The sequence below is a fragment of the Streptomyces sp. NPDC030840 genome, from assembly GCF_055572015.1.
The window spans coordinates 212,301-238,633 of sequence record NZ_JBVIEE010000014.1; the positions used below are offsets into that span (position 1 = coordinate 212,301).

General features: G+C 70.2%; 26 protein-coding genes and 4 pseudogenes. 14 read left to right on the forward strand and 16 right to left on the reverse strand.

Translation table 11 applies throughout. The annotated features are described in order from the left end of the window. The first annotated feature begins 4 nt into the window (after positions 1-4). Positions 5-1,624 carry a hypothetical protein gene (locus ACZ49J_RS28230; RefSeq protein WP_467452503.1) on the forward strand — a complete coding sequence of 540 codons (1,620 nt, stop codon included), beginning with the start codon at positions 5-7 and terminating at the stop codon, positions 1,622-1,624. A 645-nt stretch (positions 1,625-2,269) separates the two neighbouring features. Here ACZ49J_RS28230 and ACZ49J_RS28235 read toward each other — a convergent pair. Together ACZ49J_RS28235 and ACZ49J_RS28240 are read right to left on the reverse strand one after the other, a co-directional pair. After that, a complete protein-coding gene (locus ACZ49J_RS28235; RefSeq protein ID WP_467452505.1) occupies positions 2,270-3,238 on the reverse strand; it encodes an alpha/beta hydrolase in 969 nt (322 codons plus the stop codon). 97 nt (positions 3,239-3,335) lie between these two features. Continuing rightward, a complete protein-coding gene (locus tag ACZ49J_RS28240; RefSeq protein ID WP_467452506.1) occupies positions 3,336-3,653 on the reverse strand; it encodes a putative quinol monooxygenase in 318 nt (105 codons plus the stop codon). 144 nt (positions 3,654-3,797) lie between these two features. On the opposite strand from ACZ49J_RS28240, the gene ACZ49J_RS28245 reads away from it, so the two are divergent. The 3 genes from ACZ49J_RS28245 (at position 3,798) to ACZ49J_RS28255 (ending at position 7,223) form a co-directional block, all read left to right on the forward strand. Further along, positions 3,798-4,694: an AraC family transcriptional regulator gene (locus tag ACZ49J_RS28245; RefSeq protein WP_467452507.1), complete on the forward strand. Its 897-nt coding sequence runs from the start codon at positions 3,798-3,800 to the stop codon at positions 4,692-4,694. Between the two features lie 157 nt (positions 4,695-4,851). Beyond that, complete coding sequence (locus ACZ49J_RS28250; RefSeq protein ID WP_467452508.1) at positions 4,852-5,601, forward strand: SDR family oxidoreductase; 750 nt, start codon at positions 4,852-4,854, stop codon at positions 5,599-5,601. A 419-nt stretch (positions 5,602-6,020) separates the two neighbouring features. Continuing rightward, positions 6,021-7,223, forward strand: a complete 1,203-nt coding sequence (locus ACZ49J_RS28255; RefSeq protein WP_467452509.1) for an IS110 family RNA-guided transposase — start codon at positions 6,021-6,023, stop codon at positions 7,221-7,223. 419 nt (positions 7,224-7,642) lie between these two features. Here ACZ49J_RS28255 and ACZ49J_RS28260 read toward each other — a convergent pair whose 3' ends face one another. The 4 genes from ACZ49J_RS28260 to ACZ49J_RS28275 all read right to left on the reverse strand — a co-directional run bounded on the left by ACZ49J_RS28260 (position 7,643) and on the right by ACZ49J_RS28275 (position 10,597). Beyond that, entirely contained in the window at positions 7,643-8,293 is a 651-nt protein-coding gene (locus ACZ49J_RS28260; protein ID WP_467452510.1) for an FMN-dependent NADH-azoreductase, read from the reverse strand. A gap of 92 nt (positions 8,294-8,385) precedes the next feature. After that, complete coding sequence (locus ACZ49J_RS28265) at positions 8,386-9,696, reverse strand: FAD-binding oxidoreductase (protein WP_467452511.1); 1,311 nt, start codon at positions 9,694-9,696, stop codon at positions 8,386-8,388. Then, the gene (locus tag ACZ49J_RS28270) at positions 9,693-10,202 is read right to left on the reverse strand and encodes an LLM class flavin-dependent oxidoreductase (RefSeq protein WP_467452541.1); all 510 of its coding nucleotides are present in this window, start codon (positions 10,200-10,202) and stop codon (positions 9,693-9,695) included. The genes ACZ49J_RS28265 and ACZ49J_RS28270 overlap by 4 nt, the downstream gene beginning before the upstream one ends. Beyond that, complete coding sequence (locus ACZ49J_RS28275) at positions 10,199-10,597, reverse strand: LLM class flavin-dependent oxidoreductase (RefSeq protein WP_467452512.1); 399 nt, start codon at positions 10,595-10,597, stop codon at positions 10,199-10,201. The genes ACZ49J_RS28270 and ACZ49J_RS28275 overlap by 4 nt, the downstream gene beginning before the upstream one ends. A 64-nt stretch (positions 10,598-10,661) precedes the next feature. Between ACZ49J_RS28275 and ACZ49J_RS28280 the strand changes: the two genes are divergently transcribed. Then, a complete protein-coding gene (locus tag ACZ49J_RS28280; RefSeq protein WP_467452513.1) occupies positions 10,662-11,012 on the forward strand; it encodes a winged helix-turn-helix transcriptional regulator in 351 nt (116 codons plus the stop codon). A gap of 389 nt (positions 11,013-11,401) precedes the next feature. Here ACZ49J_RS28280 and ACZ49J_RS28285 read toward each other — a convergent pair whose 3' ends face one another. Beyond that, a complete protein-coding gene (locus ACZ49J_RS28285; RefSeq protein WP_467452514.1) occupies positions 11,402-11,923 on the reverse strand; it encodes an EF-hand domain-containing protein in 522 nt (173 codons plus the stop codon). Positions 11,924-12,300: 377 nt separating this feature from the next. Between ACZ49J_RS28285 and ACZ49J_RS28290 the strand changes: the two genes are divergently transcribed. Both ACZ49J_RS28290 and ACZ49J_RS28295 read left to right on the forward strand, forming a co-directional pair. Next, complete coding sequence (locus ACZ49J_RS28290) at positions 12,301-12,687, forward strand: hypothetical protein (RefSeq protein WP_467452515.1); 387 nt, start codon at positions 12,301-12,303, stop codon at positions 12,685-12,687. Positions 12,688-12,698: 11 nt separating this feature from the next. Next, positions 12,699-13,763 carry a cobalamin-independent methionine synthase II family protein gene (locus ACZ49J_RS28295; protein ID WP_467452542.1) on the forward strand — a complete coding sequence of 355 codons (1,065 nt, stop codon included), beginning with the start codon at positions 12,699-12,701 and terminating at the stop codon, positions 13,761-13,763. Positions 13,764-13,932: 169 nt separating this feature from the next. On the opposite strand, the gene ACZ49J_RS28300 is transcribed toward ACZ49J_RS28295, so the two are convergent. The 5 genes from ACZ49J_RS28300 to ACZ49J_RS28320 all read right to left on the reverse strand — a co-directional run bounded on the left by ACZ49J_RS28300 (position 13,933) and on the right by ACZ49J_RS28320 (position 17,442). Next, a complete protein-coding gene (locus tag ACZ49J_RS28300) occupies positions 13,933-14,121 on the reverse strand; it encodes a hypothetical protein (protein ID WP_467452516.1) in 189 nt (62 codons plus the stop codon). A gap of 62 nt (positions 14,122-14,183) precedes the next feature. Then, positions 14,184-14,756, reverse strand: a complete 573-nt coding sequence (locus ACZ49J_RS28305; protein ID WP_467452517.1) for an ester cyclase — start codon at positions 14,754-14,756, stop codon at positions 14,184-14,186. A gap of 42 nt (positions 14,757-14,798) precedes the next feature. Then, a complete protein-coding gene (locus tag ACZ49J_RS28310; RefSeq protein ID WP_467452518.1) occupies positions 14,799-14,891 on the reverse strand; it encodes an alpha/beta hydrolase in 93 nt (30 codons plus the stop codon). Between the two features lie 107 nt (positions 14,892-14,998). Further along, positions 14,999-16,261, reverse strand: coding sequence for an alpha/beta fold hydrolase (locus ACZ49J_RS28315; protein ID WP_467452520.1), 1,263 nt, complete (start codon positions 16,259-16,261; stop codon positions 14,999-15,001). A gap of 149 nt (positions 16,262-16,410) precedes the next feature. Then, positions 16,411-17,442: a medium chain dehydrogenase/reductase family protein gene (locus ACZ49J_RS28320; RefSeq protein ID WP_467452521.1), complete on the reverse strand. Its 1,032-nt coding sequence runs from the start codon at positions 17,440-17,442 to the stop codon at positions 16,411-16,413. Positions 17,443-17,614: 172 nt separating this feature from the next. On the opposite strand from ACZ49J_RS28320, the gene ACZ49J_RS28325 reads away from it, so the two are divergent. The 3 genes and pseudogenes from ACZ49J_RS28325 (at position 17,615) to ACZ49J_RS28335 (ending at position 19,916) form a co-directional block, all read left to right on the forward strand. After that, positions 17,615-18,280, forward strand: coding sequence for a TetR/AcrR family transcriptional regulator (locus ACZ49J_RS28325; protein WP_467452522.1), 666 nt, complete (start codon positions 17,615-17,617; stop codon positions 18,278-18,280). A gap of 281 nt (positions 18,281-18,561) precedes the next feature. Beyond that, positions 18,562-19,281 (forward strand): annotated as a pseudogene (locus ACZ49J_RS28330) (cation:proton antiporter domain-containing protein); the annotation flags it as partial. Between the two features lie 338 nt (positions 19,282-19,619). Continuing rightward, on the forward strand, positions 19,620-19,916 hold the full coding sequence (locus ACZ49J_RS28335) for a GlsB/YeaQ/YmgE family stress response membrane protein (RefSeq protein ID WP_467452523.1): 297 nt from the start codon (positions 19,620-19,622) through the stop codon (positions 19,914-19,916). Here the strand turns inward: ACZ49J_RS28335 and ACZ49J_RS28340 are convergent. From ACZ49J_RS28340 to ACZ49J_RS28350, 3 genes and pseudogenes are all read right to left on the reverse strand, one after another. Next, positions 19,909-20,274 (reverse strand): annotated as a pseudogene (locus tag ACZ49J_RS28340) (IS701 family transposase); the annotation flags it as partial. The gene ACZ49J_RS28335 and the pseudogene ACZ49J_RS28340 overlap by 8 nt on opposite strands. A 57-nt stretch (positions 20,275-20,331) precedes the next feature. Beyond that, the gene (locus ACZ49J_RS28345) at positions 20,332-21,465 is read right to left on the reverse strand and encodes an IS630 family transposase (protein ID WP_467452524.1); all 1,134 of its coding nucleotides are present in this window, start codon (positions 21,463-21,465) and stop codon (positions 20,332-20,334) included. Positions 21,466-21,813: 348 nt separating this feature from the next. Beyond that, positions 21,814-22,518 carry a GntR family transcriptional regulator gene (locus tag ACZ49J_RS28350; RefSeq protein WP_467452525.1) on the reverse strand — a complete coding sequence of 235 codons (705 nt, stop codon included), beginning with the start codon at positions 22,516-22,518 and terminating at the stop codon, positions 21,814-21,816. Between the two features lie 162 nt (positions 22,519-22,680). Between ACZ49J_RS28350 and ACZ49J_RS28355 the strand changes: the two genes are divergently transcribed. After that, complete coding sequence (locus ACZ49J_RS28355; protein WP_467452526.1) at positions 22,681-23,220, forward strand: YbhB/YbcL family Raf kinase inhibitor-like protein; 540 nt, start codon at positions 22,681-22,683, stop codon at positions 23,218-23,220. Between the two features lie 8 nt (positions 23,221-23,228). Next, positions 23,229-23,920 (forward strand): annotated as a pseudogene (locus ACZ49J_RS28360) (metal-dependent transcriptional regulator). Positions 23,921-24,207: 287 nt separating this feature from the next. Here ACZ49J_RS28360 and ACZ49J_RS28365 read toward each other — a convergent pair. Then, positions 24,208-24,799, reverse strand: a pseudogene (locus ACZ49J_RS28365) (helix-turn-helix domain-containing protein). 97 nt (positions 24,800-24,896) lie between these two features. Between ACZ49J_RS28365 and ACZ49J_RS28370 the strand changes: the two are divergent. Together ACZ49J_RS28370 and ACZ49J_RS28375 are read left to right on the forward strand one after the other, a co-directional pair. Continuing rightward, entirely contained in the window at positions 24,897-25,526 is a 630-nt protein-coding gene (locus ACZ49J_RS28370) for an SAM-dependent methyltransferase (protein WP_467452527.1), read from the forward strand. Positions 25,527-25,564: 38 nt separating this feature from the next. After that, a complete protein-coding gene (locus ACZ49J_RS28375) occupies positions 25,565-26,071 on the forward strand; it encodes a DinB family protein (RefSeq protein ID WP_467452529.1) in 507 nt (168 codons plus the stop codon). Positions 26,072-26,333 lie beyond the last annotated feature (262 nt).

The following is a 26,333-nucleotide window of genomic DNA, read 5'->3' on the forward strand; positions in this document are numbered from 1 at the left end:
TCCGGTGAACGACGAGGTGCTGCCCGAGGTCGACGATGTCCTCGCCGGCGCCCTGACGGCTCAGGGTGAGCCGAATGTACGGGCGTTGGGGCTGCTGCAGGATGCCCACCGGGTGCTCACGGGCGGCGGTTTCGTACGGCCGGCCGAGGTGGCCGCGGCGTGTGTGCGCAGCGCCGCGGACGCCCTGCTGGGCCTGCCCGGTGCCCCGGTCACGGTGGGGCTGAAGCCCGCGGCGGCCGCGCTGTTGGCCGCGGTGGATGCCTTCGGGCCGTCGGCCACGGCCCTGGCTGCTGATGTCCAGGCCGCCGGGGCCTTTTCGGCGGCGCCCGAGGACGCGCCGTCCGGCGGCCCGCCCGAGGAGCTGGCCGGCACCGCTGACGGGCCTGCCGCCGACACCACCGCCGGCGATCGGTCCGGTCCGGTGCGGGAGACGGGTGCGGCGTGGGAGCGGGTGACGGCGGCCGCGGATGTGCTGCGCACGGAGCTCAACCGCCCGGGCCGATACCATCAGGCCCGCGCCCGGGGCATCGTCGAGCGGCTGATGAAGGTGGAGCTCGGCGCCGCGCAGGAGGCGGCGCTTAAGGTGTGGGGCACCGTCTACGGGGTGACCTCGGGCATCCTGAACGGCCGTACGGCCGACCCCGGCGAGGCCGCCCGCCTGTACACGGATGTCCTCGGCGCGGCCCGGGAGCTGCTGGTGCCGCTGCCGCACCGTGTGGCCCGTGTCCTTCAGCTCGTCGCCCTCGAACGCCCGGGCGCCGCGGAGGCGAGGGAGCTCGCGGGCTGGGCGGACCCGCGCGCCGAGGCGCACTTCTTCCGCTCCGGCCCGGCCACGGTGTGGCTCACGGTCTTGCAGGAGCACGCGCCGCACCTGCTGATGCCGGACACGGCGGCCGGCGGACGGTGGCCGGCCGCCGCGTTCGTCGAACACGTCGCCGACGCCGACACGGACGCCGCCCGGGCGTGGCCGGCCGCACCGGCCGGTGAGGGCGCCGCCGGCGTCTCGCGGGCGCAATACTTGCCGCGGCCGGCTGGTTCGCCCGGGATGCGCTGCTGCGCCTGGCCGTGCGCCGGGACGTCGTCGACGCCGGCCAGCTGCGCGCCGTCCTCGCCCACTCCGGCGTACGCGACGGCGGCGGGGCGGTGGGGGCCACGCTGCGCCTGGCCGCCCGCTGGGCGTGCACGGTCCTTCCGCGAGAGGAGCGGACGGGGGAGTGGATCTTCGTGGTGGGAGGAGCTGTTGGCCGGTGCGTTCGAGGACGAGCACGCCGGCCACCTGGCGCTGCAGGCCGTCGTCGAGCGCGCGGCCGCCGAGGCGGAGGCTGCCGGCCGTCCCGACGGCGACGTCGCCGGGGAGGTCGCCGCGGGCGCGGCCGGGGATGGGGGAGCGGTCACAGGCTGGGTCGGCGAAGGGGTCGCGCCCTGGGCGGACGAGGAGGAGATGCGGGGGCTGATCGCGCAGAAGGGCGCGGTCCCGGCTGCCCGATCACGACGTGGCGGAGCTGGTACGCGAGTTGACGTGTATCGACTACCCGCCCGGCGGCGGTGCCGCGCACCCGAACGTCGCGGCGATCCGGGCGGTGCTGGTGAAACTGCTCGCCCGCGACGTCGAGTTGACCCCTGAGGCCTCCCGGCCGGTCGTCTTCGGGGCCGGCCTGGGCCGGGTGCACGTCGGTGATCCTGCCGCGTTCGGCGGGCCCCGGCTGGCGCGCGCCGTGCTCGGTGTGGCCGCGCCGGCGTCGGTGGCTGTTGTGCTGCTCGCGCTCTGCGGGCGAGGGCGGGGGATCACCATTGCCGGCTTCCTCGTATGCGTCGTAGAGCCCGAACCTGGTGGCCGCGGCGGGTGGGTGTTGTCATCGGGCACGTCGGCGAGGTCGTCGATGCTGTCGTCCTCGTCCTGCTGAGCCAGGCCTGTCGGAACTCTGGCCGGTGTTGTCTTCCGGATGGCGGGCTGTGGGGAGGGGACTTGGGCGGTGCGGGCCAGGAGGGCCTGTTCGGCTTTGGTGGCGTGGCCGCTGTGGACGCGGCGCATGAGCTGGTCGAGGGCGTCGGCGAGGTCGGTGGCGGCATCGAGGTCGACACCGGCATTCGAGTCGGTACTCGTCTCGATCCCGGCCGGCCCCTCCACCTTAATATCGGTGTCGGCCTCACCAGTGGCGGTCGTCTGACTCGCTCCGATGTCCAGCACGCTGCCAGCAAACCCGCCCAAACCCCTGGCCACCGATGGGCGCAGCCTGCCCTGGCGCGGGGAGATTTTCCGTTCAGGTACTTATGCGGCGCCGTTCGAGGGCAGGAGTCGGGCGAGCCAGTCGGTGCGGGTTCGGCGGGCTGTGGACGAGATGTTTGCCTGCGGATACAGGGCGTCGAACCCGTGGAAGCCGCCCGCCCAGACGTGGAGTTCGGCCTGGCCGCCGACCGCCCAGATGCGGGTGGCGTAGTCCGTGTCCTCGTCCCGGAAAACCTCGGCGGAGCCGGTGTCGATGTAGGTGGTAGGCAGGCCCGAGAGGTCCTCGGCCAACGCCGGCGAGACGTACTCAGACACCTCGTCGTCAGTGAGGCCGCCGAGGACGGCGCGCCATGCGAACTCGTTCATCTCGCGGGTCCAGACGCCGGGCCCGCCGGAGTACTGGCGACTGGAGGCGCTGGTGTTGCGGTGGTCGAGCATGGGGCAGATCAGCATCTGCGCGGCGATCGCCGGGGTGCCGAGGTCGCGCGCCAATAGGGTGACACCGGCGGCGAGGCCGCCGCCCGCGCTGGCGCCGGCGACGACGATCCGGGCGGGGTCGATGCCCAGTTCTTCGGAGTGTTCGGCGATCCAGAGCAGTCCCTGGTAGCAGTCGTCGACGAGGGCGGTGCCTGTGGCCTCGGGTGCCAGCCGGTAGTCCACGGAGACCACGACCGCGCCGAACTCGTCCAGCCACTCCAGCGGGATGTCGATCTGCGACAAGCGGTCGCCCATGACCATCCCGCCGCCGTGCATCCAGTAGACGCAGGGTGCGGCGGTAGCGCGATCGGTGTTCGCGGGGCGGAAGACCGACAGGGGTATCGGGGCACCGTCCTTGGCGGGCACGGTGATCTCGCGTCGGTCGACCCGCCGGTGTGCGAGCAGGGACTCGATGGGCGTCGAGGGGAGTCGGCGCAGTTGCCTGAGGACTTCAGGGCTGAGCTGGGACACCAGCGGCATGTCGGCGAGCAGTTCACGCAGTTCGGGGTCCAGGGCGGGTCGTGCTGTGGCCATGGTCGATGTCTTTCGTGGGTGGTGCCGGACGGTCGGACGGGGATGGCGGTCGCCTCGGCAGGCGCCGATGCGGCCGGCAGGCCGGGGGATCCGGGGTTCAGAAGGCGGCCTTGCCGCGGACCGGGACGTAGTCGGTGTGCTGGGGCTCCGTGGCCAGCAGTCCGTCGATCTGCGCCACGACGGCCCGAGCGGCCTCGCCGGCGAAGATCCGGTGGTGGTCCTCCTCGCTGGTCCAGCCCTCGGTGACGTGGACGACGTCGGGGGCGGACGCGGAACGGGAGACGAGGTAGACGACGCAGTGTTCGCTCGAGCCGGGGCTGCCCTCGTCCAGCCTGGTCAGCAGCAGGTCGACCAGCCGGTCGCCCATTCCGGGCCTGGCGGTCAGGGTGGCGTTGAAGCCGTACTTGGCAATCATGAAGGCCTTCTTCTGCGTTGATGGAGTGAGGTGATTCCATTCAACCCGCGTGACCTGCGGAAACGTTAGACCGATGCTCGCTCTTACTTGCACAATCCTCGCGGCTACGCGAGCCGGGATACCGAATGGTGCTGCAATGGACGCATGTACCTCGAAGAGCTCCACACCCTGCTGGCCCGGCATGCCCGGCCCGACTGGACCACGGCCATCGACGGCGTCCTGATCTCGAAGGTCGACCGCCCGGATCCGCCGGCGCCCTCCATGACCGGCACGGTGCTCGCAGTCATCGCCCAGGGCGCCAAACGCCTCGCGCTGGGCGACCGGGTCTACGAGTACGGCGCCGGGCAGTACCTGGTCGCATCCGTCGACCTGCCCGTCACCGGGCAGTTCACCCAGGCTGCCCCCGAGCGGCCGGCCCTCGGCTTCGGCCTCACGCTGGAACCGTCCGCCGTCGCCGAACTGCTGCTGCAGGCCGGTCCCGGCGACACCCCCCGCGCCGGCACAGGCGCGCCGTCGGGGATCGCCGTCAGCGACGCCCCGCCCGCGCTGCTCGACGCGGTGGTCCGCCTGCTGCGCCTGCTCGACGAACCACGCGACCGCGCCGTACTGGCCCCGCTGGTCAAACGCGAGATCCTGTGGCGGCTGATCACCGGCGAGCAGGGCGCGGCGGTGCGCCAGCTCGGCCTCGCCGACAGCGGCCTCAGCCATGTCTCCCGGGCCGTGCGCTGGATCCGCGAGCACTACGCCGAGCCGTTCCGGGTCGAAGACGTGGCACGCCTGTCCGGCATGAGCGTCTCCGCCTTCTACCGCAACTTCCAGGCGGTGACCGCGATGAGCCCCATCCAGTTCCAGAAACAGATCCGGCTCCAGGAGGCCCGGCTGCTGCTCGCCACCCACCCGGGTGACGTCACCGGAGTCGGCCACCGCGTCGGCTACGACAACCCGTCGCAGTTCAGCCGCGAGTACCGCCGCCAGTTCGGCGCACCCCCGAGCCGGGACGCGGCCCGCCTGCGGAACACCCCTGCGGGCGTCCTGCCCTGAGCGGAGTTGCGCCACGGAGGAGGATCGTGCAAGAGGAAGCGAGAATAGTTCTACTGTCAGCGCAGGTCAGAGCGATTCAATGGGATCACCGGTTCTTCCGCCGGGCAGGAAAATGCCTGTCCATCCGCGGATCCCATTACATCGCGAGGATCGCAGCATGAAGACAGTCCTGATCACTGGTGCCTCATCCGGATACGGGCGGGAGACCGCCCTCCACTTCCACTCCCAGGGGTGGAAGGTCATCGCCACGATGCGCACGCCCCGTGCGGGCGTCCTGCCCGAGTCGGACCGGCTCCGTGTCGTCGAGCTCGACGTGACCAAGCACGAAACCATCGCCGCCGCGTTCGAGGCGGCCGGGCCTATCGACGTCCTGGTCAACAACGCGGGCGTTCCCTCGATCAGTGTGTTCGAGGGCAGCCCCATGGCCCGAGTGCGGGAAGTTTTCGAAACCAACACGTTCGGCGTGATGGCGACGACGCAGGCGGTGCTGCCCCAGTTCCGCGAGCGCGGCTCCGGCGTGGTGGTCAACGTGACCTCCAGCGTGGTGCTGGGCCACATGCCGCTCTCTGCCGTCTACAAGGCGAGCAAGATGGCCATCGAGGGGTTCACCGCATCCCTCGCGCTCGAGCTCGCGCCCTTCGGTGTGCAGGCGAAGACGGTCCAGCCGGGCGCCTGCCTGACGACGAACTTCGCAGCCAACGCGACGAACGGCGCCTCGCTGGACGAGCTGGTCCCGGCGCCCTACGCACCATGGGCGAAGAAGGCCATGGGCGACTTCACGGGCCAGGACCTGTTCACCAAGGAGAGCGACGTCGCCGAGACAGTGTGGCGAGCCGCGCACGACACGACCGGCCAGCTGCGATTCCCGGCCGGTCCCGACGCGGTCTCGCTCGCCCAGGCGAAGTGATCAACCAGCAGACAAGGTCCACACCGCACTGACTCCGTGGACCAGGCCGTAATCCCCTCCCGACAACCCGGCCGACAACCGTCCGGACCCGCAGCCGCGCCTGCCCGTGAACCCGCACGTCACCAGGCTGGTTCGGCCGTGGTCGGCAGGCCGACATCCCCTCTACGCGCCCGGACCACGCCCCCCATTACCTTCTTCGTGGCCCCGCAATGGGGCTCCCGGCCTCTGGAGCTGGCATGACTGGTCCCCCCTGTCGAACGCATGGCCCGGGGGGTGGTGTCACCAGCTCCGGAGGCATCGACAGACCGCTGATTAGGGGCATGACCACCGGCTTCTCCGGAGGCAGGGAGGCTCTTCGTAATGTGGATGTGGCGATCGGTGCCGCTGGACGGCCGGGCGAGCACGACCGGAGACTGCACGTGATCGACACCAGCAACATCGGCGTCTTCCTCGGCCTGGACGTCGGCAAGGGCGAACACCACGCCACCGCTGTCACCCCGGCCGGGAAGAAAGCCTTCGACAAGCGGCTGCCCAACAGCGAGCCGAAACTGCGCGAGGTCTTCGCGAAGTTGCAGGCCAAGCACGGCACCGTGCTCCTGATCGTCGACCAGCCGGCCTCCATCGGCGCCCTGCCCATCGCGGTGGCCCGCGACATGGGTTGCCAGGTCGCCTATCTGCCAGGTCTGACGATGCGGCGGATCGCCGACCTCTATCCCGGCGAGGCCAAGACCGACGCCCGTGACGCCTTCGTCATCGCCGACGCCGCCCGGTCGATGCCGCACACGCTCCGCTCCATCGAGCTGGACGACGAGACCATCGCCGAGCTGGAGATGATCGTCGGCTTCGACGACGACCTGGCCGGCGAGGCCACCCGCATCAGCAACCGGCTGCGCGGCCTGCTCACCCAGATCCACCCGCACCTTGAACGTGTCCTGGGCCCGCGCATCCAGCACCCGGCTGTACTCAGACTGCTGGACCAGTTCGGCTCGCCAGCCCTGATCCGCAAGGCCGGACGGCGCCGGCTGATCAGCCTGATACGCCCGAAGGCTCCGAGGATGGCCGAGCAGCTGGTCGAGGACATCTTCACCGCGCTCGACGAACAGACCGTCGTCGTCCCCGGCACGGACGCCGCTGCCCTGATCGTCCCCAGCCTCGCCAGCTCGCTCCAAGCCGTCCTCGACCAGCGCAAACTCCTCGCCACGAGAATCGAGGAACTGCTGGAGGCCCACCCTCTTTCCAAGGTCCTGACGTCCATGCCCGGAATCGGCGTCAGGACCGGAGCCAGGATCCTCATCGACGTCGGCGACTGCAGCAGTTTCCCGTCCGCCGCCCACCTCGCCGCTTACGCCGGACTCGCTCCGGCGACCCGCAGCTCGGGCTCGTCGATCCGCGGCGAACAACCCTCCCGCCGCGGAAACAAGCAGCTCAAGCGGGCCTTCTTCCTATCCGCGTTCGCGGCCCTGGCCGACCCGGTCTCGCGGGCCTACTACGACAAGAAGATCGCTCAGGGCAAGCACCACACCCAAGCCCTCCTCTGCCTCGCGAGACGACGAGCCGACGTGCTCTTCGCGATGCTCCGCGACGGCACCTTCTACGAACCCCAACCCACCCCCACAGGTTGACGAAACTCATAGGGGCACCCCCCCAGCAGGAAGAACAGAGAAATGGGTGGGACAGGCTCCGGGCGGCGGGCGAGGGGATCGGGCGCCGCTGGTGTTGTTCGCGCGCGACGGCGGGGCCGCGCAACGCCGGACGTACAAAGCCGCCCGGCCGGGGACGCCTGGAAGTCCAGTGGTCCCTACGGCCCCCTGCGGCGCAGGGACTGCAACCGCAGGGACTGCAACTGGAGGCGCTGAGGCGACCCTGCAGACCAAAGGGCATGCGCCTGATGGTGCTGGGCGTGGACTTCCACCAGTACCAGCGATTCACCCAGCTCACTCCGGCCGTGGGCTACTCCGGCAATGCGCCGGCTTCTCGGCGGAGTCCGGATACGCGCCCAGTTCGGTGGCAGGACGCGCACGGCGTTCCCGTGTTTACGCGTTTACGCGGCGAGGCGTTCGGCGAGGGCCTTGGCCTTGGTGGCCGCGTCCTGGAAGGCGCGGTCGCGGGAGGTTTCGAACAGCGGCACCAGCTCGGCCATGGCCGGGACGTGCGGGGCCATGGTGAGTTCCGGGACGATGAAGTCGAGGTCGAGGGCGAGCATGCCGGCGAGGGTCGCCGTCAGGTAGTTCTGCACGTACTCGTAGGGCTCCTTGGGGGTGCCGGGCGCGTAGGAGCCGCCGCGGCTGGCGACGACGGTGACCGGGGTGCCCTTGGCGGAGGGGTTATCGCCCGAAGTGCGGCCGAAGAGGATCACGTTGTCCAGCCAGGCCTTGAGGGTCGAGGGGATCGTGTAGTTGTACATCGGCGCGCCGATCAGCACCGCGTCCGCACGCTCCAACTCCTCTATCAGCTGCACACGTTCGGCGAAGGCGGCGGCCTGCTCGGGCGTGTGGGCGTCCGGGTCGGCGAACCCGGCCGTGTGGGCGTGGGCGGTGATGTGCGGGACGGGGTCGACGGAGAGGTCGCGGTAGATCACCGTGCCCTTCGGGTGCTGCTCCTCCCAGGTCGTGCGGAAGGTCTCCGTCACGGCGCGGGAGGCGGAGGCGCCGCCCGGGAACACGGACGAGTCGATGTGCAGCAACGTGGCCATGAAGTATCTCCAGTAAAGGGGTGAGATGAAAGGTCGAGCGCTCGCGGCGGGTGCCGCGGGCTCGTGGTCGGTGAGATCGAGGCGGCCGGCGTTCAGGCCGGTGGCCCCGGGCGCAGGACGCCGTCGGGGTCGTAGCGCTTCCACAGGTCGGTGACGCGGGTGCCGGTCGGTCCCGGGTAGGTGCGGGCAAACGTCGTTTCGTCGGGGGCGCTCTCGAAGTTCACGTAGGCGCCGTCGGTGTGCGGGATCAGGGGGCGCCAGGCGGCGGTCAGTGCGGCGGCGGCGTCCGGCGGGAACGCGGTGGCGATGGCGAGGGTGTTCTGGTGGCGGTGGGTGAACGCGGTGGCCGAGGGGGCAGGGTCGTGGGTCGCGCCGCCGAGTGACCGCAGCTGGATCAGGACCGGGTCGGGGCCGGCCGACGCAAGTACCAGTGCGCGGGCGGCGTCCGGGGTCATGTCGGTGAGCAGTCCGTTGGTCGTGCTGGCGGGCATCTGGCCGGTGTTGGCGTGCAGGTGGTGTGGTGGGACCAGCTCGGTGTAGGGGACGACGTGGGCCTGCTGGGCCCTCACATCGCCGATGCCGAGCAGTGGTTCGACGGCGTCGCGGATGACGGACGGATTGTCCGAGGCCACGACCGCGGTGATGAACGCGGCGGTGGCGGTGCCTTGGGAGGACAGCATCACCGCCGTCGACAGCTCGCGCGGCGCCCGTGCCATGACGTCGGCCCAGCGGCGCAGCGTCTCCCCGGCAGGGTCGACCGCGGCGACGAGCTGTGCGTGGCCGACGTCGCGGAGTCCCATGGCCTCGATCTCGAAGGCCACCGCGATCCCGGCACCCGCTCCGGCCCCGCGCATCACCCACAGCAGGTCGGGCTCGGCCTCCGCGTCGGCGCGTACGTACGTGCCGTCGGGCAGGACGACCTCGACGGCACGGATGTGGTCGATGGTGAGCCCGTAGTGCCGTACGAGCCATCCGACGCCGCCCCCGGTGGCGATGCCGCCGACACCGACGTTGCCGTGGTCGCCCGAGCTGATGGCGAGCCCGTGCGGGGCGAGCGCCTGAGCGACCTGTGCCCAGCGGGCGCCCGCCTCGACGCGGACCAGTCGGGAGCTGCGGTCGAGGACGTCGACCCGGTGCATCGCGCTCAGGTCGATGACGAGCCCGCCGTCGTTGGTGCCGCTGCCGGACAGGCCGTGTCCGCCGCTGCGGACGGCCACCCGAAGGCCCATCTCCCGCGTGAGCCGCAGCGCCGCCGCGACGTCGCCCGCGGACTCTGGCAGGACCACGGCGGCCGGGTGGCCGATGGTGGTGTAGGTGGAGCGGAGCGGCCGGTAGCGGCGGTCGTCGGGCGTGACCACCTTGCCCGCGAGCTCGGCCGGCACGGTGGACAGGGTGCCGTTCATCGCCCGCTCCGGAGGGTGTCGACGCGCTCGCGCACCGCGGGCACGACCTCGCCTGCGAAGAGTGCGAGCTGCTGCTCGGGGTCGGTGGCGGGCCAGAAGACGAAGGTGTCGAAGCCGAGTTCGACGGTCCACTCGGTGAGGGTGTCCACCCACCGCCGCACATCGCCGACGAGCCCGGGACCGCTCCCGCGGCCGTGGTCGCCGATCACGCCGATCACGTTGTAGACGCGCCGCAGTGTGCTCGGGTCGCGGCCCGCGCCGGTGGCCGCCTCGTCGATGATGCGCTGCCGTGAAACCACCTCCCGCGGCGGGAGGTAGAGGTTCAGCGGAGCGATCCAGCCGTCGGCCGACCGGCCGGTGACGGCGAGCATCTTGGGCTTCTGTGCGCCGAGCCAGAGCTCGACGGGCTTCGGGGGCACCGGCCCGGCGCGGTAGCCGTCGACGGCGTGGTAGGGGCTGTGCAGTTGTACGACGCCTCCGGCCAGGGCCGTGCGCAGGAGCCTCAGGACTCCTCGGTGAACGCCACCATGTCCTGGCCGCGTCGCGCCGGCCCGCCCATCGAGGCGATGGCGTCGGGGATGCCGCCCCCGCCGACACCGAGCTGGATCCGTCCGTCGGTGAGCACGCTCAGCGACGCGGCGGCCTTGGCGAGCATCACCGGCGGGCGCAGCTGCAGGTCGGCGACGCCGGTGAGGAAGGAGATGCGGTCGGTGACCGCCGACAGGTGCGTGATCAGGGTCAAGGCGTCGAGGTGTCCGGGCTGGTACGGGTGGTCCTGGACGACGAGGTGGTCCAGGCCCGAGTCCTCCGCCGTACGCGCGAGGCGCCGGGTCAGTGCCCATGTCCCGGCGGAGGGGTCGAGGCTTACTCCGAAGGAGAGTTGACGTCCGTAGTCGGTCATGAGTCCAGAGTGGGCCGGGCCTCCCCGCTGGCAAAACGGTGGGTAAGGAGCTAACCTTTGGTAAGTGAGCCCCATTCATGACGACACCTGCCCGAGCTTCGAGGACACCCTCGAACTGATCGGACGCCGCTGGACGGGGTCCGTACTGAAGGCCGCCGGTCAGGGCGCCCGGCGCTTCGGCGAGTACCGGGCGATGATCGATGGCATCTCCGACCGGCTGCTCTCCCAGCGCCTGAAGCAACTCGAGGCCGAAGGCCTCATCGAGCGCACCGTCATCCCCACGACGCCCGTACAGATCCGCTATCAGCTGGCCCCCGACGGCCAGGCCCTGCTGGACGCCCTGCTGCCGCTCGCGCAGTGGAGCATGCACCGCTCGGGCCCCAGGGGAGCGGGGCGGGTTCTGTCGCGAACGTAGTCTCCGGATACGCGCGTACAGGAGGTTGCTCGCACTCACTTTGCCGTCTCGCAGGCGCCCAGGCCCCCGGCGAGCGAGGCTCTTCAGTTCCGTGCCAGGCCAACTGCCCGGCCCGACCGGCGTCACCGGCCTGAATGAGGACACCGCCCGCCCAAGTAAGTCAGCAAGCAGCGGCGCGCACAGGCCTGCACCTGCGTGACACCTCGCGGCTTCCGTTACGGAGTGTCGAGTCGGCGCCGGCTCGACAGAGGTCGAGCCGAGGGCTGGGCCCGGGCGGACTTCGACACATCGTGGCGTCACAGATCTCGGTGAACACCTTCCGTGGTGCCCGGCACGAGCAGTTGGTCGGCCCGCAGCGCTGGGCTGGTTCTTCGCTATGGCGTTGATCATCATGGGATGTCGGAGAACGGCCTGCGGTACAGCGCCCTGCCCATGGGGGAGCCTTCGCCGGCGACATGAGCTCGGATGGACGCGAGGTAGTCGTCGCGGCTGATGCGGCCGTCGCCGTTGGTGTCCAGGGACGCGAACGCGGCTTCAGCGTTGGTGGCCGGGTTGTTCAGTGCCGTGCGCAGGGCGGTGAACTCGCAGAGGTCGAGGGCGCCGTCCTGGTCGGCGTCCGCGAGGTCGAAGAGCGCGCCGAGGACGGGCGCGCAGACGGTGTCGAACGCCTCGGCGCCGGCCCATGCCGTGTACTCGTCGAAGGTCATCTTTCCGTCGCGGTCGGCGTCCATCGACGCCCACGCTTGCTCGCCGAGGGTGCGTGCGGTGATGACGCGCTGGTCGTCTTCCTCGAGCCCCATGGCCAGCGCCACGTTCCTGGTGCGCGCCATGTATTCCTCTCTGGAGACGACTCCGTCTCCGTCCGCGTCCAGCATGGCGAAGACGAGCCTGTGCGCGGCTGTCTGGTCCATCGCGATTCCTTCCGCCGTGGCGTTTCAGGGTGAGTGCCTCATTCCGAATTGGCTGTCCTACCCGTCGGGTTGGGGATCAAGGCGCCCCTTTTGGGGGGCGTGGGGGCGTTTCCCCACGCGGACTGCGCGTAGTGCGCGGAGGGTGTGCCTCAGGGAGCCGGGGACGGCAGAAGCGGCCTGGGGTAGTCACAACCCGTTGGAAGATCGGATTCCGTGGAGGGTGGATGTTCGGCAGACACAGTGCGGCAGTGGCCCTGAGTTCCCTGGGCCTGGTGGTCTCGTCGATGGTGGGGGCTCCATCTGGTCAGGCCCACGAGTCCGTGCCCGCAAAGAGCGTTCTGTGTACGGGTTCCAGCACCAGCACGTACGACCCGCCCTTGACTGTGCTGCCCCGCCAGACCCGCGTCCAGACGCATGCCAGTTACACCTGCGGGGTCGCTCCCGGCCGGACGGTGCCGGCAGCCGGCTACATGGAAGGGACGTCGCCCGCGGCGTCCTGTATCACGGTGAACAGCCCGCGCCTTGGGGAAGTCGTCCATTACGCCGATGGGAAACGGTCGTCGATCACATACAACGGCAGCACCACCATTCGTGTCGCCGGCGTCCTCGTCGTCAGGCTGTCGGGCCGGGTCGTCGAGGGCCGCGGTGAAGGGCTGGCGGCCCATCGGACCGTTGCCGCGCTCCCCGGTGAGCTGCCCACGACGTGCCTGCTGTCCGGACTCCAGGGCAGCAGCGGTGAGGCACAGCTGGAGATCGGGCCGTGAGCCGGGCCACGGTGGACATTCCCACCGAACCGATCGGCAGCATCCCGCGGCCCGCCGAGCTGCTCGCCGCCATGGCAGACCATGCCGCGGGCCGGATCGGCGACGAGGAACTCGCCGCCGCCCAGGAACGCGCGGTTGGCGACACCGTCCGCCGCCTGGAGGAGATCGGCTCCCCGGTGGTCACCGACGGCGAACAGGCCAAGCCCAGCTTCGCCACTTACCCCCTGACCGGCCTGACCGCACTGGCACCCGACGGCGTCGTCATCCCGTTCGCCGACGGACACCAACGGCAGCTGCCCCGCCTGACGGCCGGACCACTGCGCTACGGCGTGTACGCCGACCGCTACCTGCGCGCCGCACGCAAGCACACGGCCTTGCCGGTGAAGCAGGCGGTCATCGCGCCGTCGGCGCTCAGCCTGCTCTACCCGCCCCACGGTATCGATGGATACCCCCGCGAAGCCTTCCTCGACGACCTCACCGCCGAGGCTGAAGCGGACATCCGCCGCTGTCTGGACGCTGGTGCGCACCGCGTCCAGCTCGACTTCACCGAGGCCCGTCTCGCGCTGAAGCTCGATCCGAGCGGAGGCCTGCTGGATCAGTTCATCGCCCTCAACAACCGCGTCCTGGAACGCTTCTCCACCGTCGAACAGGCCAGGATCGGGATCCACACCTGCCCCGGCGGCGATCAGGACTCCACCCACAGCCTGGACGTCGACTACACGGCTCTGCTGCCCACACTCGTCCGGCTCAAGGCCGGCGCCTTCTACGTCCAGCTCGCCAGCGAGCCGGAACCGGGCAAGGTCCTCGCCGTCCTCGCTGAACATTTCCCTGATCAGGCCCAGGTGTTCATCGGGGTCACCGACCCGATCGACCCGCGCGTCGAGACGCCGGAGGAGGTACGCGACTGCGTCCTGGCCGCCGCCCGTCACCTGCCCCTCGACCGTCTGGGCACCTGCGACGACTGCGGCTTCTCCCCTTTCGCCGACGACACCTCCACCTCCCGCGACACTGCCTTCGCCAAGATCAGCGCCCGCGTCGAAGGCACCGCCCTGGCCGCCCGCGAACTGCTCGGCTGACCCAGGAGGAACGAGAGATCAGGCTGGGTGCTTGGATTGGCAACCAACGCAGCAGAGCCGCCGTGCTGTCGCCGGAGGGCGTGGAACAGCTCTCTGCCATCGGAATGCGCTGGACGTAGAAAGCCGCGTCGCGGGGGACACCGGGGGCACGTCGACCATGTCTGCCAGTTCACCGGGCGGGGTGGTGGTCGAGGCCTGCGGTGACCCCGGTCGTCCCGACGATCTCCGCCTCATGGCCGACCGCGTCGTTCTGGAGGGGGCGACGGACGCATGCGGGTGGAGTCTGGATGTCTTGGCGCTGGATCTGCTGGGCGCCGGGATCGAGAGTGCTGGAGCGGTCGGCGCCCGCCTGGCTCATAGTGGTCCGCCGCCCTCCCCGGCGGTGTGGCGGGGAGGGCGGCGGAGGTCGCAGAGCGTGCGTCACAGTGCCCGGAGCTGGGTGAGCAGTTGGAGGGTGTCCGAGTTGAGCCAGTACTCCACGAACTTGTCGTTCCGTATGCGCAGGGTGTCGGTGCCGGTGAAGGTGACGATGGTGCCGGGCTGCGCCTTGGCACCGGGGAAGCCGCCGGCGTAGGTGCCGGTGGCCGTCCAGCGCACGGAGGCACGGTGTCCGGCGACCAGCGGGTCGGTCTGCAGGGAGAAGCGCAGGTCGGGGAAAGCAGCGCGGGTCTGGGCGATCCAGGCCACCAGACCGTCCGTGCCGCGGATGCTGCTGCCGTCCCCTCCGTCGAGGAGGGCGGCGTGGACCGTGAAGTCCGGCGAGATGATGCCGGATGCCTGGGTGAAGTCGCCGTTCCAGAGGCGGAGCCAGGCGTCGAGCACCGCCTGGGGGCTCTTGGCGGGCGCCTGGTGGCTCTGCGACGTGATCGCGTGTTCGGCTGTGGCTGTGGTGGCGGAGGAGGGGTATGCGGCGGCCGTCGTAGCGCTTTCGGCCAGGGCGGCCAGGGCCGCAGGGATGAGCAGACGCATCCGGTTGCGTGCGGTGGTGGTCATGATGGTTCCTCGCATATCAGTCCGGTGGAAAAGGGACGGGTGTCAGTCGGTGCAGGTGGTGCCGGGTGCAGGCAGGGCGCCAGTGGTCAGGTAGCGGTTGGTGGCGTCGCGCACGCACTGGGAGAGCAGGAACATGCTCTAGTCGTCGCCTTCGCGGCTAAGGACGACACTGCCGGGCAGTTGGGCCGCCATGGCGAAGCCTGCGCTGTGCGGGGCGAGCGCCTGGTGGGTGGACTGCACGATCAGCGCGGGAGGCGCCCCGTGGACACGGGAGACCCGGCCGCGACGGGGTGGGCAGGGATGGGCCAGCCTAGGCAGCCGGTGAGTGCGGTCCACGAGCGCACGGCGCCGCCGAGGTGCGGGGAGATCCGGGCCAGGTCGTTGCGCAACCGGGTGAGCTGATCGAACGTGGTTACCGGGCGCTCGGTGTCCAGGCAGGCGGGGACCTGTACCTGCACGGGGTCGAGGGTGTCGTCGGGCTCGTAGGTGAAGTCGCTCGCGTCGCCGGCCTGGGCCTTGACCACGGCCTGGGCGAGGGCGGGCCAGGTGACGCCGGAGAGCGTCAGGTAGTCCTGGGTGGCGGCGCGGATGTCTTCTCCGGTCAGTGCCCGGCTGCCGTCGGCGGTGGGGATCGGGGTGCGGTCGGCGCGGGCGACGAGGGCGTCGTACTCGGCCGCTGTGTCCTTGCCGTGCAGGGCGCAGTCCGTGGACGCGGCGCACCAGGCGGTGAAGCGGTGGAACGCCTCTTCCGCTGTGGCTGCTTCCCGGCGGATCCGCTCGGTGGGTGTGGTGGTGTCGTCCAGCGCCGTGTCCAGGACCATGGTGCGCAGTCGGCCGGGGTAGAGGTGGGCGTAGGTGCGCCCGAGCAGGGTGCTGTAGTGGATGCCGTACCAGTTCAGCTGCTTCTCGCCGAGCACGGTGCGCACGGCTTCGAAGTCCCGCGCGGTGCTGGTCAGGTCCGTGTGGGCGACCAGAGGGCCGTTCTCGCGCAGACAGTCGGCGGCGAAGGCACGGTTGTGAGCCACAAGCGTGTCGAACTCCGCCTTATTTTGCGGGAAGTGGGTGACGCCGGCTGGCTTGAGGGGCGTGGTGCAGCGGACCGGCGTGCTGTGGCCCACTCCGCGCGGGTCGACGGCGACCAGGTCGAAGTTACGGCTCATGGCGCCGGCGAACGACGGGAAGCCGATGCGCATCGCCAGTCGCAGCTGCTCGACCGACGACCCGCCCGCTCCGTCGTTGAGCAGCAGCGTGCCCTGGCGGTGCGCCTGGTCGTCGGCGGGGCGACGGACCAGGGCGAGGGTGAGGCTGCCGGCGCGCGGGTGGGCGTAGTCGACCGGGACCCGCAACGTGCCGCACTGCATTCCCTCGAACTCCGCGTCGGGGCAGGCGGTCCATCTGATGCGGGTCGCGGCGGCGTTCTGCTCGGGCTGGGCGGGAGCGGCGACCGCGGGGGGTGGCGAGAGTGGCCGTGGTGACGAGCGCGGCGGTGAGGGTGCGCCGGACATACGTGCGGAATCTGGGACTGGGCATGGCAAGGTTCTCCCGAGGGCGTTCGCGCCGTAACGCGGCGCGGAGGGGATGCGGGGACGGTGAGGCGGCGAGGGAACGGTGCCGGCCACCGGGGCACGTGTGGGCGCGGGATCTGGGTGCGGCGTCAGGCGTGCAACACGACCTTTCCGGCGACGGTGCCGGACTCGGCCAGCCGCATTGCCTCGGCGGCCCTGGTGAGTGGCAGCTCGGCGGCGATCTGGGCAGTGATCTCACCGCGCTTCAGCGCAGCGAACACCTCGGTGAGGTCGGCGTGCAGCCGGGTCCGAAAGCGGCCGGGGCTGAGGGCCCGGCCGGCCCAGACATTGAAGAAGTAGGCGCGGCGGCGGTTGGGCAGCGTGTTCCACACCCAGATGCGGCCGAGCAGCTTGAGCACGGGCCACTGCTTGGAGCCCTCATCGTCCCGGGTGGAGGCGCTGCCGTAGGAGACGAGCGTGCCGCCGGGCGCGAGAAGGCTCCAGGAGTCGACGACGCTGCGGCCACCGACGTGGTCGAAGACCGCGTCCACTCCGCCCGGCGCCAGCTCGCCGACGCGGGCCGGGATGTTCTCGTTGCGGTAGTCGATCGGGATCACCCCCCGTTGCCGCAGGGCCGCGTGGTGGCGCGCTGAAGCGGTGCCGATCACCTTCGCTCCCGCGGCCTGGGCGAGTTGGACCAGGACCGAGCCGACTCCCCCGTTGGCGCCGTGCACCAGGACGTGCTGCCCGGCGCGGACGCGGGCCTTGCGGTGCAGCATCTGCCACGCCGTGATCCCGTTGACCACCACGGTCTCCGCCTCCGCCGCGCCGACCCCGTCCGGGACCGGCACCACGTCGCCGGCGTCGACGACCACGTGGCTGGCCCAGCCGCCGACCTTGAGCAGCGCGGCCACCCGGGTGCCCACAAGGCCGGGAGCGACGCCGGCGCCCGTCGCCATGACGGTGCCGACGAGGTCGTAACCGGGGACGAATGGGAAGGGCGGCTGGTCGTAGTAGCGGCCGCGGCGCATCTGCTGCTCGGCGAAGGACACACCGGTCGCCTCCATTCGGACGACGACCTGGCCCGGACCGGCGGTCGGGACGTCCCCCCGGCGCATCTGCAGTCCCTCCGGCTCGACCTTGCCCGGCAGCACAACCTCGACCATCTCTGCAGCGTTCATGACGACCTCCATCGACCCGACCAGCACAGTTAGTGGCTGGCGCTTTCGTTATAGGTTATAACTTCTCGCTAGGGTGACAGTCAAGAGCGTTCGTAATAGGGTCTAACTCAGGCGGGTGCCGAGCCGCCCGGATCCTCAGGACCGGTGATCACACGCGAGAAGGGATGAGTACATGACCGTCGCGGGCAAGGAGACACCACGCGACCGCTACCGCGCCCAGCTACGGGCCGAGATCAAGGAACGCGCCTGGGAACAGATCGCCGCCGCCGGGGCACCGGGGCTCTCCCTGAACGCCATCGCCAAGCAGATGGGCATGAGCGGCCCCGCGCTCTACCGGTACTTCGCCAGCCGAGACGTGCTGATCACCGAACTGATCAAGGACGCCTACCGCAGCCTGGCCGACACCCTCCGCACCGCTGCCGCCTCGGGCGCGGACCTGGCGGGACTGGGACGCGCGCTGCGCGCATGGGCACTGGACGACCCCCAGCGCTACTTCCTCATCTACGGCACGCCGGTCCCCGGCTACCACGCACCCGACGACATCACCGCGATCGCATCCGGGATCATGCAAGCCCTACTGGACGCCGCCGAGCCGATCGGCCAGGCCGTCGTCGTGGTGGACGACGGTCACCCCGACACCCGCCTGGAAGCCCACCTCGCCCAGCATCGGCAATGGGCGGCAGACCACCCCGCACCCCCGGCCGCCCTGCGCCGCGCCCTGCTCTTCTGGACCCGCCTGCACGGCATCCTCTCCCTGGAACTGGCAGGCCACTTCACCGGCATGGGACTCGATGCGGCCGAGCTCTACGACAACGAACTACGCCACCTGACCCAGTAGGCGCTCCCTCCAGGCGCAAAGACTGCGGCGATGCGGGAGCGGCTGCCTCCTTGCTGCCGAGTCTCGCGCGTGCGATGCGCCGGTCGTGGTCCGGGCCCGGGCATCACGTGCGGCACGGACCGTGTCTTGGACGTGACGCACGTCATGGGAAGTGGGGCAGAGGATCCGACAGGTCCCAGAGGTGAGCACTGACATGCGTGCCCGGCTACGGGCGGGTGAACCAGCCGCATTCGCCGAGTTGTTCGACAGTTACGCCCTTGGTGTGTACAACCACGCTGGCCGGCGCGTGGGTGGTGGAGGACGTCGCGGTCAAGTGCGCGGTCGGTGTGGTGGGCGGGTTGCTGGTCGGCCGACTGCTGGGCTGGTTGTTCTTCCGGACCCGCTCGCCGGTGCTGCGGCTGTCCGAACACCGGGAGGGCTTCGTCGCGCTGGGCGCCACCTTCCTGTCGTACGGGGTGACCGAGCTGGCGGGGGGCTACGGCTTCCTCGCCGTGTTCATCACCGCGTGCGCGATCCGGGCGGCCGAGGGCGCCCATGGCTTCCACAACGTCCTGCACGACTTCGTGGAGCAGATCGAGCGCCTGTTCACCGCCGCGTTGCTGTTTCTGCTGGGCGCCTACGTCGCACTGGAGGGCCTCGCCTCGCTGACCTGGCAGGGCGCCGCCACCGCGCTGGTACTGCTGGTGGTGATCCGACCGCTGTCCGGGTGGGCCGGGTTGCTCGGTGGCCGCCCGCGGGGCCGGGAGCGCTGGGTGGTCGCGGCCTATGGCATCCGGGGTATCGGTTCTCTGTACTACCTCGCCTACGCACTGGAGCAGCAGAACTTCCCGGTGCCGGAACGCGAGTTGTGGGCGGTGATGACGTTCACCGTACTGGCCTCGGTGGTGCTGCACGGTGTCACGGCGGGGCCGGTGGTGGCCCGGCTCGACCGGTTGCGGACCGCCCAGCCCGCGCGGCAAGAGCAAACGGACGGAGCGGGCGGCACCCGCGGTCGGCGATGAGCACCCACGCCATGGGCCTTCTCGATCAACGCAGCAACTCACCTCGCCGAGGTGGCGGTGCTGAGGGTGCGGTAGACCGAAAACAGGTTCTGCAGGCAGTCCAGGACATTGGGGGCGAACACGGGAAGGTATCCCGCACTTGCTGCCTCTGCTGGTGGAACTGCCCGTCAGCGAATTTGCATCGATTGCTGGATGGTCTTCAACCCGTACCACCACAGTGCATGTTCTCCGACGCCGTATCAGGGTCGTGCGTCCGAGGTCTCCAGTGCCAACCGCTGTTTGGTGATGTGTTCGTTGGGAACACGTCCGGCGAATCGGACACAAGGAGAAACACTGCCATGGGCATCATCGCGTGGATAGTCATCGGTCTGCTCGCAGGAGCTATCGCCAAGGCGCTCATGCCGGGCAAGGACCCGGGCGGAATCATCGTCACCATGCTCATCGGTATCGCCGGAGGCCTGCTCGGGGGCTTCCTCGGCAAGGTGATCTTCGGAGTTGACTCGATCGACGGCTTCTTTGACCTGTCCACTTGGGTCGCGGCCATCGTCGGGTCCGTCATCCTCCTGGCGCTGTACCGGCTGTTCACCGGCCGAGGGCGCGGGCACGGACACCGGCGCGGGCATGCCCACGCGTGACAGGTCCGCCTAGCCGGCGTGCACAACCAGACGAAGTGATGTGCGCGGGCGCCCCCGTCTTCAGGCGGGGGCCTCTGTCGCCGAGGTGTTCCACGACGTAGTCACGTAGGTCGTCCAGGACCTCGTCGGCGTCCCACTCGATCCGGTTCAGCAACCGGTGGATGCGATCGGGACCCTCGTGCCCGGCTTCTTCCGCCAGCGTCCAGCCGTTCTTCCGCTCCAGCGGCGCAACCAGGCCGCGCATGCAATCCAGCGCCGGCTGGCGCGGCTCCTGCTGGTTGCATCGGTGCACGAACCGCTCATGCAGCGCGTCCAGTTCACCGGCCCACAACCTGACATCAGCAAGGTTCCCACCCATAACCACACCAGCGACTGAACTGGCCAGCAGTCACGGCAAGCACCGTTTAGTGCCGCGTCAGGCAACGTTCGCCCTGTTGACCACGGCACGTAGGCGTTCGTCGTTGGCGTGGCGGTTTCGCCAGATGATGTAGCGGCGGATCATGCTGCCCTGTTCTTTGTGGCTGGGATGGTCGGTGCCGTCGAGGGTGAAGTAGCGCAGGGCGGTGAACTGGGCCTCGATGCGGTTCAGCCACGAGGAGTTGGTAGGGGTGTAGGCGATCTCGACGTTGTTGGCCTCGGCCCAGTCCGCCACCCGGCGGCACCGCTTGGTGGTCAGGTGGGGGGAGTAGTTGTCGCAGACGATCGCCAGGCGGACGGTCGGCGGGTAGAGGGTGCGCAGGTAGCGGCAGAACTCCAGGAACTTCGACCGGTTCTTGGTCTTCTTGATGTGGCCGTGCGGCTTGTCCTTGGCCAGGTCGTAGGCGGCGAACAGGTGCCGGACCCCGTGGGAGCGGGTGTAGGTCGCCCGCCGCCTGGGTCTGGGCTCGCGCTCGGGATCCTTGACCTTGCCGCCGCGTTCGGCCCACTGCCGGCCCGGGTGTGGCTGGAGGTTCAGCGGGCCGAACTCGTCCAGGCAGAACACCACCTCGGGCTCACCGTCCTCGGGTATGACCTCGCCGTCGGCGATGGCGTACAAGTGCTCGACGCGGGCCTTCTTCGCGGCGTAGTCCGGGTCGCGGGAGCTCTTCCAGGTCTTTATGCGCTGAAAGGAGACGCCTTCCTCGCGGAGCAGGATGCGCAGGCCCTCGTGGCTGATGTCGTCGACCACCCCCTCTGCGACCAGGAAGTCCGCCAGTTTGGTCAGGCTCCAGGTCGAGAACGGCAGGCCGTGCTCGGCCGGTTTGGACTTGGCGAGCTTCTTGATCTCGCGGCGCTCGGGCAGGGTGAAGGTCTTCGGCCGGCCGCCCTTGTACTTGGCGTAGAGAGAGTCGAAGCCGTCGGTGTTGAAGTTGTGGATCACGTCCCGGACCCGGTCCGGGCTGGTGAAGGTCACCTCGGCGATCTTCGCCGCGGCCATGCCCTGCGCGGACAGCAGCACCATCTGGGCCCGCCGCCAGGTCACCACCGCCCCCGTGCCGCGGCGGACGATCCGCAAGAGGCGCTGCCCCTCGTCGTCATCGATCTCACGGACGCGAACTCGTTCTGCCACCCGGACAGCCTGGCGACACCGCGCCGTCCAGATCAGCATCCGAACGGCGCGTCACGTCACCACGTGTCGGCGTTCGCATGAAAGTGCCCAGCCGGGTACGCGCGAACGTGCCCACCATTAGCGGCGGTGTCGTGTCGTCACCGCGCAGGACTCGACGGCCTGGACGACGGCCCTTCGACCTCCACACACGCAGAGTCCGCGTGGTCCAGGCGTTCCACCGCCTTGATCCGCCGGTAGAGCGCCCGCCGCCCAGGCGGCGGCCTGAGCATCACCCGGCGGTCGGCTGGAGGCAGTTGTGGTGGCGCTCATCGGAGACTGCGGCCCGTCCCGCCGGGTTGGTAGGGCACGTCAGGCGTCCGTCGGGGGTTCGTGGTGGGTACGGCCGGTGAGTGCGGCCGGAGTCTGGGTGAGGTGCTGGGCTAGGACCTCGGCCGCGGTGTCGGCGTCGCGGGCCAGCGCGGCCTCCTCCAGCCGGCGGTGCTCGTCAATGCCTACCCGTTCGGCGATGCGGAGCGCCGCCCAGCGGCGGGCAAGCTCGCTCGCGGTCCACATCCGGTCGAAGGTCTCCAGCAGCACGGGGTTGCCACAACCCTCCAGCAGGGCGCGGTGGAAGACCCGGTGGGCTTCGGACCATGCGCTGCTGTAATAGGCCCCCTCCTCCGGCACGTACGCCGGGGTGCGGGCCAGACGGTGGTGTGCGGCTCGTAGGCGGGCCTCCCAGTCGACGTCGCCGCGCTCGATGGACATGCGCAGCACGACCGGTTCGATGGTCCGGCGGGCTTCGGCGATCTCCTGCCAGCGGCGGTCAGAGAGGGCCGGGACGGCAAAGCCCCGGTTGGGCAGCCGGTCGGCGAGGCCCTCGCCGACCACCCGCACCAGCGCCTCGCGCACGACGGCCAGGCTCACGCCCTGTTCCTTGGCGAGATCCTGCGGCTTGAGGGCGTCACCGGGGGCGTAGTCGCCGCGCATGATCGCGTCCCGCAGGTGTGCGTAGACCTGCTCGGAGAGCATCTGCTTCCCCGGCGAGGTCGAGGTGTGGGCCGTCTGAGTCATGCCGTCATCATAGACGATGGAGCGAATAATCGATTATTGGTGTTATGGTCGATCCGGATGGCCCGATGAAAGCCGATGGCGGTGCCACTACGCGACGCCGCGTGCCCCCCGTCGGACGCATCGCCGCCACACGCCACAGCCCGTCCAGAAAGGAACGACGCGTTGAGCGCCAACGACCCCTTCGCCCGCCTCCCCGAGGCGGCCTCCTTCACCGTTGCCAGCACCACCGTCACCGACGGCGCCGCCTGGTCGCCCGAGCAGTTCTCCGGCATCTCCGGCGTCCCCGGCGGGAAGGACCTCTCCCCGCAGCTGTCCTGGAGCGGCGCCCCGGAGAGCACCAAGAGCTACGCCGTCACCGTCTACGACCCCGACGCCCCCACCGGGTCCGGGTTCTGGCACTGGGCGGTCGCCGACATTCCCGCCACCGTCACCGAGCTGCCCGAGGGCGCCGGCGACGACACCGGCTCGGGCCTGCCCGAGGGCGCATTCCAGCTGCCCAACGACGCCCGCGCGGCCCGCTTCATCGGCGCCGCCCCGCCGCCCGGCCACGGCCCGCACCGCTACTTCGTCGTGGTGCACGCCCTCGACGTCGAATCCATCGGCGTCCCGGCCGACGCCACCCCGGCCGTCCTGGGCTTCACCATGGCCGGTCACATCCTCGGCCGCGCGGTCCTGACTGCCACCGCAGAAACCCCCGCCTGACACACCGCATGTCCCGACTCATCGACACCACCGAGATGTATCTCCGCACCATCCTGGAGCTCGAGGAGGAAGGCGTGGCCCCCCTGCGCGCCCGCATCGCCGAGCGCCTGAACCACAGCGGCCCCACCGTCAGCCAGACCGCCGCCCGCATGGAGCGCGACGGCCTGCTGCACGTCGCCGACGACCGGCACCTGGAGCTGACCAAGGAGGGCCGGCAGATCGCCGTCCGCGTAATGCGCAAGCACCGGCTCGCCGAATGCCTGCTCATCGACGTGATCGGGCTGGAGTGGGAGCAGGTCCACGCCGAGGCCTGCCGCTGGGAGCACGTGATGAGCGAGGCCGTCGAACGCCGCATCCTCAAGCTGCTGCGGCACCCGACACAGTCGCCCTACGGCAACCCCATCCCGGGCCTGGAGGAGCTCGGGGAGAAGCCCACCGTGGATCCGTTCCCCGACGAGAGCGTGGTCAGCCTCACTCCCTGGAGCCGGGGCCCAACGGCGCACGCGCGGTCGTGCGGCGCATCGGCGAGCCGATCCAGACCGACCCCGAACTGATGCACACCCTGCGGCACGCCGGAGTGCAACCCGGCGCGGTCGTGAGCGTGACGGCCTCACCCGGCGGCGTGATAGTCGGCAGCGGCGGCCAGGCCGCCGAACTCACCACCCAGACCGCCGCGCACGTCCTGGTGGCCAAGCGCTGAGCCCAACCGGCCACCGACCCGTTGCCGTGGCCCGTGTGGGCACGAGGACGGCCCTCGACCACGACCGTGGCCGAGGGCCATCCTCGTCTGTGCGGTGAGAGCCCGGCACGTGGCCCCCGCACCCACAGCGGGAGCACTGGTCACGTTGAGCCGTACCTGCCTGGGCACATTCGGTTGTACGCCGACACCACGGGGCAAAGGGCCAAAGGTTCTCTGATGCGGTATTAGTCCCCGTGAGGCGGACTGGCCGGGCTGGTGGTCGCCGGCGGGCTGCCGGGTGACGACGCTCAAGCGGTTGAACGGCCGGAGGGGCCCGCGCGCACGTGCGCGCGGGCCCCTTGTAGGCCGAACAGGATGAGCAGCTCGACCACGCCGCCGTCCGCGCTGCCCAGCCAGTGCGGCAAGGACGTGTCGAACTCGGCTGCCTCACCGGCCGACAAAGTCAGGTCACGCTCGCCGAGCACCAGCCGCAGGCGACCGTTGAGTACGTACAACGATTCGAAGCCTTCGTGGGTCTGCGGGGTCGGTTCGAGAGATTCCGGCCGAGCGGGAATGATCATCTTGAACGCGTGCGTGCCGCCCGGTCGCCGGGACAACGGAACGAAGATCATCCCGAACCGCCGGATCGGCTTCAGGTGGATCCGGGGGTCGCCCGTGCGCGGGGCACCGACGAGGTCGTCCAACGGAACGTCGTAGGTACGGGCCAGCGGCAGCAGCAACTCCAGGGTCGCCCGGCGCTGCCCTCTCCAGCCGGGACAGCGTGCTTTGCGACACCCCGGTCGTCGCCGCGAGATCAGCAAGGGTGATCCCCCGGTCGCGGCGCAGCGCACGCAGGCGCCGCCCCACCGCGTCGAGCACGTCTTCCGTTTCGCCGTCCACGAGCCCATCTTGCCAGAACCGCAAGAATCCGTGCCAGATCGTGACGGGCCTGGCAAGACTGAGCGTGTCCCGAGTGAACCCGAGTTAAGGAGCCTCGATGAGCACCACCGATATGAGCACGTTCTGGGACGGCGTCTACGCGGCCCGACCGGCAGTCACCGACCCGCGGCCGAACGTACGACTCACCGAGACGCTCGCGGGCCTGCCGCCCGGCGACGCGTTGGACCTCGGATGCGGCGACGGCGGCGACGCACTGTGGCTCGCCCGCCGGGGGTGGCACGTCACCGCCGTCGACATCTCAGCCGTGACGGTCGAGCGGCTAGCCGGCCTCGCCCGCTCACACGGCCTAGGCGACCGGCTCGTCGCCGAGCGGCACGACCTGCGCGGGACCTTCCCGCGGGGCACGTTCGACGTGGTCTGCGCCCACTACCTGCACACCCCCTTCGACCTGGACAGGGCAGCCGTCCTGCGCGCGGCCGCGCACGCGCTGCGCTCGGGCGGGCGGCTGCTGGTCGTCGACCACGGCTCGACCGCGCCGTGGTCGTGGAACCAGGATCCCGACGTCCGGTACCCGACCCCGCATGAGGTCGCCGCGGACATCGACCTGAACCCGGCGACCTGGACGGTCGAACGGGCTGACGCACCCCGCCGGATCGCGACCGGACCGGGCGGGCGCACCGCCGAGGTCACCGACCACGTCCTGCTCGTCCGCCGCACCGCCGCCTGACCCGGCACCAGAGCCGCTCCCCCGTGAAGGAGACAACTGTGCCCACCGCCTCCCGCCGCAACCGCCGCCGCGACACCCCGCCGCCCCGGACGGGAAGCAGCGAGATCGAAACCCTGCGCGGTTTCCTCGACTACCTACGGACCTCGATCGCCGCGAAGGTCGAGGGCGCCCCCGAACCACAGGTCCGAACCGCCGGAGTGCCGTCGGGCACGAACCTGCTCGGCCTGCTCAACCACCTGACGTTCGTAGAGCGCGCGACGTTCCTCGGGGACAACGTCACCGACTGGCAGGCGACGTTCCAGGCCGCACCGACGGACTGCGTGGCCGACGTCGTCGACCGCTACCGGAAGGCGGTGGAGCGGGCGAACGAGGTTCTCGACGGGTGCACCGACCTCGGCGCACCGGTCCCCTGGCCGCAGCCGCGGCCGAACCGCCCCGCTCCCAGCATCCGCTGGGCACTCACCCACATGATCGAGGAATCCGGCCGCCACGCCGGTCACGCTGACATTGTCCGCGAACTGATCGACGGTGCGACCGGGCGCTGACTCCGCCACAATCGAATCGAGTTCCTCGACGGATGACCCAGAAGCCACCCGCAAGCACCGCTGGTCCAGGTGCTCGCGCCACATCAGGAGCCGCAGTCGACAGGGCACACGTTGCCTGACATGGCACTAGTAGGACTCCGTTAGGTCTGTCTTGATCTTGGTGTGGGTCTGCTGGGTAGGGGTTGGTGGCAGGTGGTGCAGGTGCCGGTCCAGCAGTTCAGCAGGTCTTGGAGGGTGTCGAGGATCTGGTAGAGGGTGAGTC